The organism is Caballeronia temeraria, assembly GCF_001544795.2.
GTDB classification, from domain to species: domain Bacteria; phylum Pseudomonadota; class Gammaproteobacteria; order Burkholderiales; family Burkholderiaceae; genus Caballeronia; species Caballeronia temeraria.
This window is the reverse complement of the sequence record NZ_FCOI02000073.1, coordinates 1-6148: the sequence shown is the minus strand read 5'-3', so window position 1 is coordinate 6148 and position 6148 is coordinate 1. Positions and strand designations below refer to the sequence as shown.

The window sequence follows — 6148 nt, the reverse complement described above, 5'->3', positions numbered from 1 at the left end:
CCGAAGAACCGGCCGCACTCGCTATCAAGCGCCCACACTTATCGGCTGTTAGTTTTTAAAGAGCACATCGCAAGACCGTCTAATTCGCTACCGTCTTGCGTCGCTGCATCAGCAGCAGAGAAACGAGATTATGAAGAATCTTTTTCTCCTTGTCAACAGTATTTTTCCGCTTTCGCTTCGAAATCTGCCGACTTTGGAGGCCGCCCGTTTCGCTCCGCGGCCCTCGTCTTGCGACGAGGGGCTGAATATTAGGTCAAGCAGACCCGAATGACAAGGTGATGACCCAACTTTTTTTGGCGCCTGCTTCAATGCGCCGCTTTCGCCGCGCCGATAACGAATTCCATCGGCACTGCCGTCGCCATCGCTGCATAGCCCGCGTCGCTCGGATGGATGTGATCGCCACTGTCATACCGGCGCTGCAGCACGCTCGGGCGCGCCGGGTCGCGCAGCGCCTGATCGAAGTCGATCACGCCGTCGAACGCTCGGCTCGAGCGAATCGATTCGTTCACCGCCGTGCGGATCGCTTCCCGCTCCGGCGGCAATGAGGCCGGCGTCAGCGTCGCGCCGTAAATCTTCACGCCGCGCTGATGCGCCTGCGCAATCAGCCGTTGATATCCGCGCACGAGGGCGTCGGCGTTGACTTCGGTATGCGGGGCGTCGCAATCGAGCCCTGCGTGCGCGGGCATCGCCATGAAATTGATGTCGTTGATGCCGATCAGCACGATGATCGCGCGCACGCCCGGCTGGCGCAGCGCGTCGCGCTCGAAGCGGCTCACGACCGCCTCGCCGTAACAGGGCGAATTGCTCAGGAGACGATTTCCGCTGATGCCCGCATTCACGACGGCCGTCTGCCCGCCGCTTTTACGCGCCACGTCCCGCCCGAGCGCATCCGGCCAGCGCCGGTTGGCGTTGAGCGAGGAACGCATGCCGTCGGTGATCGAATCGCCGATCGCGACGACCGCCTGCGCCGACTGGCTTTCCACCGCGACATTGGTCAGCCACGCATACTGGGTGAAGCGCGCGCGGAACGCGCCCGCCGATGCCTCGTCGGTGCGATCGCCCGGCGTCGAGATGTAGTTCACCTGACTCGACACGCGATGCCACGCGACCAGCTTCTGATCCTTCCCCATGAACATGCTGACGGCGACCGGCTGAAAGGCGGCGACATCGAAACTCACGGCATCGCTCGTGGCTTGCGCGCCCGGCGCGATCGTCACGCTCTTGCGTCCGCCGAACAGCACGGGCCGCGCGGTGCCGGCGCGGATCGCGGCGCTGCTGCCGCCGAGCGCCTGCGCGACGCTCATCGATTCGACGACGAGCGGCTCCGTCCCGTAAAGGTTGCTGATTCGCAGACGCATGCGTTTGCCGTCCAGCTGCGGATAAATCAGCTGACGGACGGTGCGCCCCGCGACATCCGGCGCCCGATAGAGCGGCGGCAGGCTTGCCAGCTGCGGAATCGACTGGAGCGCGGTGGCCCATGCGCTGACCCAATGATCATTGGCGGGTGCTTCAGCCACCGGGTCGGCAGCGAATGCCTGTGGCGCGAAGCTGAACGGCGCGATGAGCGCGGCGGCGCAGATCGCGGTGAGAAATCGGAGTTTCATTCGGCGATGGCGTTCGGAAAAGGCTCGATTGTGCCTGAAGTGTCACAAGGCACGCGGCGCGTATCACCCCGGCGCGCCCGAAATGGCCTCACAATGCTGCCAGTTCATTTTTCGCCCGCGCGACGGGTTCAGCGCGGGCCCTCAATATAGATATGCAATCGAAAAACTCAGCACCGCAACATCTCACGTGGGATGAGGACGGCGAAGCCCGTTCTGCCCGCTGGCGATCCGAAAGCGGCAATCCGCCGGCGAAGCGCGTCGTCATCGGGCACGATCAGATGACCGCCGATCACGCGTACCGGCTCGCCTGTGAGGGCACGGCGATTCTCTGGCGCGGCGATTTCCAGAACGCGCGCCAGTTGCTGCAGGCGATGGCCCGTCGCATCGACAACAAGCCGCGCAAGGCGAAGAAGCCGGCGACGGAAACCTCGCCGATCGATGCCTTCAACCTTCATCGCCTCGCGCAGTCGCAGCGCGCGCGCACGCTCGCCATGCTGATGCTGCCGCTCGACGAGCACTACGCCATTCCGTTGCGCCGCGCGCCGAACGTGCAGCAGGCGTGCGAGGAAGCGTATGGTCCGCCGTCGAAGGAAGCATCGGTCGTTTCGTTGCGCGAGGTGCTCGGTCTGGTCGGCGCGCACGAGTGGCGCAAGAAAGGCGTCGAGATCGGCGCGGCCGGCGGGCGGATCCATCCCTATTACGGTGTGTTCTCGCCGGTTCGCGGCGAGTACATCGATCTGGTGGCGAATCAGCCGCTTCCGTCGAAGGAACTTGCATTCGATATCGGCACCGGAACGGGCGTGCTCGCCGCCGTGCTGGCGCGACGCGGCGTCGAGCGGATCGTCGCAACGGAAGTCGATGACCGCGCGCTCGCCTGCGCACGCGACAATATCGGGCAGCTCGGGCTCGCACGTCAGGTCAAGATCGTCGAAGCCGACATGTTCCCCGAAGGCCGCGCGCCGCTGATCGTCTGCAATCCGCCGTGGCTGCCGGCGCGTCCGAGCGCGACGATCGAACACGCGATCTACGATCCCGACAGCCGCATGCTGCGCGCGTTTCTCGACGGCCTCGCCGCGCATCTGACGCCGGGCGGCGAAGGCTGGCTCATTCTGTCGGATTTCGCGGAGCATCTCGGTCTGCGCACGCGCGCGCAGTTCCAGGAATGGGTCGATCAAGCCGGACTCAAGATCGATGGCCGCATCGACATCAAGCCGCATCATCCGCGTGCGAGCGACAAGAGCGATCCGCTGCACGCCGCGCGCTCGGCGGAAGTCACGTCGCTGTGGCGGCTCGTCGTCGCGTAAAGCGAAATCACGCGCGCTCCGCGAGCCACGCGAGCGCGCCCTCTCCCGCGACCAGTCCGCTCGCGAAACACGCCGTCAGCAGATAGCCGCCGGTCGGCGCTTCCCAGTCGAGCATTTCGCCGGCGCAGAACACGCCGGGAAGCGCGTTGAGCATCGAGCGCGCATCGAGCGCCTCGAACCCGACGCCGCCCGCGCTGCTGATCACTTCTTCGATGGGCCGCGGGCGCAGCACCCGCAACGGCAGCGCCTTGATTCGCGCGGCGAGCGTGTCGAGATTGGCGAATTCGTCCTTGCTCACGCACTCACGCAACAAACCCGCCTTCACGCCCGTCAGATGCAGGCGGCTTTGCAGATGACTCGACAGCGAGCGAGCGCCGCGTGGATGCAGCACTTCATCGCGCACGCGTTCGGCGGTGAGTTGCGGCGCGAGATCGAGCAGGATCGTCGCGCCTGCGCCGCCGCTTTCGGCGATGCGATCGCGAATCGGCGCCGACAACGCGTAAATCAGACTGCCTTCGATGCTGTGATCCGTGATCAGGCACTCGCCGACGCGCCAGCCGGGCGCGCCGTCCGCACGCGGCACGCCGATCGCGACGGACTTGAGCGGCTCGCCCGCGAAACGGCCGCGGAAATGCTCGCTCCAGCCGACATCGAAACCGCAATTGGATGGCTCGAAAGGACGCGTCGCAACGCCGCGCGCCGCGAGAATCGGCAACGCGCCGCCGTCGGAGCCGAGTTGCGGCCAGCTTGCACCGCCGAGCGCGAGCACCAGCGCGTCGTGCCGAACGCGTTTTTCGCCCGATGGCGTCGCGAAACGCGATATCGACGTATCGTCGCCGGCCCAGCCGAGCCAGCGATGCCGCATGTGGAACGTCACGCCCGACGCGCGCAGCCGATGCAGCCACGCGCGCAGCATCGGCGCGGCTTTCATGTCGGTGGGAAACACGCGCCCCGAACTGCCGATGAACGTCTCGACGCCCAGCCCATGCACCCAGTTCCGCAACGCGCCCGCATCGAATCGCGCGAGCAGCGGCGCGATGTCCGGGCTTCGCGCGCCGTACCGCGCGAGGAACGCATCGGCCGGCTCGGAATGCGTGAGATTCATGCCGCCCTTGCCCGCCATCAGGAATTTGCGTCCGACCGACGGCGTCGCGTCGAACACATCGACACGCGCGCCGCCCGCGGCGAGCGCCTCCGCGGCCATGAGCCCCGCGGGCCCGCCGCCGACGATCGCGACGTTCACCGATTCGATGTTTTCAACTGACGACATGCCTGAATGGAAGAAGCAGAACGGAGCGACATTGTCGCATCGCGCGTCGCCGCGCTGATTCCGGCGCTACGCAGCGCACGTGAAAAACATCGCAGACGAGCCGTAAGTCATTAAATAACAAAAAAGAATTTGGCCGGCCGCGTTCGGGCCAGTACGATCCGGCGATTCGTTGCATTGACAACTTTTTACCAAACCAGCCCGATCATGTCCGTTTCCCTTGCGCCCGAACGCGCCGCCGCCCGGCCCGCCGCCACCGATTCGCGGCCCGTCATCAAAAGCGCCGCCGATGTCTCCAGCCTCGTCAACCACGGCGCGGCGATCGGCAGCGATGCGCGCATCGTCGTCGCCATCGCGCTGGGCGGGATTTTTCTCGATGCCTACGATCTCGGCGCGCTCGCGTTCGGCATGAAGGACATCGCCCGCGAATTCTCGCTGACGCCGACCGGCTCCGGCTTCGTCGCGTCCGCGATCACGTTCGGCGCGATCATCGGCGCGTTTCTCGGCGGTTATCTCACCGACAAGATCGGCCGCTATCGCGTCTTCATGGCCGACATGTTCTTTTTCGTCGTCGCGGCGATCGCCTGCGCGCTCGCGCCCAACGCCTGGGTGCTCGGCGGTGCGCGATTCGTGATGGGACTGGGCGTCGGCATCGATCTTCCGGTTGCGATGGCCTTTCTCGCCGAATTTTCGCGCTTGCAGGGCCGCGGCAATAAAGCGTCCCGCGTCGCGATGTGGTGCCCGGTCTGGTACGCGGCGATCAGCGTTTCGTATCTGCTGGTGCTCGGCTTGTACGCGGTCTTGCCCGAGCACAACGCGGGCTGGCTCTGGCGTCTGATTCTCGGCTTCGGCGCGGTGCCGGCGATTGCGATCATCGCGATTCGCAGCCGCTATATGAGCGAATCGCCCGTCTGGGCCGCGAATCAGGGCGATCTGAAAGGCGCGGCCGCGATTCTGAAGCGCTCGTACGGCGTCGATGCCCGCGTCGACGAAACCGCCGTCGTTCCGCCGAAAGCGCGTCGCGCGACGTGGAGCAATTACGGCGCGCTGCTGCGTGGCGTCTACCTGCGCCGGACCGTGCTGGCGACGGTCATCGCGATCGCGTCGTCGTTCGCTTATAACGCCGTCGCGTTCGGCTTGCCGGTCATCATTTCCAGCTTCCTCGCGCAATCGATGCTCACCACGATTCTCGCGTCGCTCGCGCTGAATCTGTGCTTCGCGTTCGCGGGCGGCTTGTTCTCCGTGCGCACCGTGCCGAAATACGGCGCGTGGAAGCTGTCGGTCGTCGGTTACGCGTTTCAGTTGGCGGCGCTCGTCGGGCTCGCGGTCGTCGGGAAACCGTCGACGGGCGTCGAAGTCGTCGTCGCCATCGCGTTTCTCGCGGCGTTCCTGCTCGGACAGGGCGTCGGGCCGGGTTCGCACAGCATGACGTTCGCGTCGTTGAGCTATCCGACGTCGCTGCGCGGCGTGGGCGTCGGCTTCAATCAGACGCTGATGCGCGCCAGTTCGACCGTTTCGCTGTTCCTGTTCCCGGTTTTGTCGGCGGCGCTCGGCACGAAGGTGTTCTGGATCATCGCCGTCGCGCCGCTCGCCGGGCTGGTCGCGCTGCTCGCGGTCCGCTGGGAACCGTCGGGCTATGACGTCGACGCGGAAGATTTCGCCGCGCAACAACAGCGCTAAACGTCCCCTTTTTCTCCGATTCCCTTCCTGTTTAGAGCGGCCGGCGATGATTCGCCGCCGCTCTTTTCGTTTCTGCCCCCGTCTGCACTAGATTGAATAACGCGCGCTATCGCGCGATCGGCTCCGTTCGTCGCATGCGGAGTTACCCGAGTAAGTCTCGAAAATGCATTTACCGACCGTCCGGTCGGTTTATAATCACCGGACAGCGACCATCCAACGAGCGGAGCCCCGCATGTACACCCAATCCCTGGACATCCCGAGCCCGACCCAACCCGGCGACGTATCGGCCAATC

4 protein-coding genes are annotated in these 6148 nt (G+C 65.3%); 2 read left to right on the top strand and 2 right to left on the bottom strand.

The window, feature by feature from the left end:
• Positions 1–305 precede the first annotated feature (305 nt).
• Positions 306–1604, bottom strand: a complete 1299-nt coding sequence (locus AWB76_RS38190) for an SGNH/GDSL hydrolase family protein (protein ID WP_061165258.1) — start codon at positions 1602–1604, stop codon at positions 306–308.
• A gap of 152 nt (positions 1605–1756) precedes the next feature.
• Here AWB76_RS38190 and AWB76_RS38185 point away from each other — a divergent pair, with 152 nt between their 5' ends.
• Positions 1757–2908, top strand: a complete 1152-nt coding sequence (locus AWB76_RS38185; RefSeq protein WP_061165257.1) for a methyltransferase — start codon at positions 1757–1759, stop codon at positions 2906–2908.
• 7 nt (positions 2909–2915) lie between these two features.
• Here the strand turns inward: AWB76_RS38185 and AWB76_RS38180 are convergent, their stop codons facing one another.
• Entirely contained in the window at positions 2916–4178 is a 1263-nt protein-coding gene (locus tag AWB76_RS38180) for a TIGR03862 family flavoprotein (protein ID WP_061165256.1), read from the bottom strand.
• 204 nt (positions 4179–4382) lie between these two features.
• Here AWB76_RS38180 and AWB76_RS38175 point away from each other — a divergent pair, with 204 nt between their 5' ends.
• Complete coding sequence (locus AWB76_RS38175; protein WP_061165255.1) at positions 4383–5855, top strand: MFS transporter; 1473 nt, start codon at positions 4383–4385, stop codon at positions 5853–5855.
• Positions 5856–6148 lie beyond the last annotated feature (293 nt).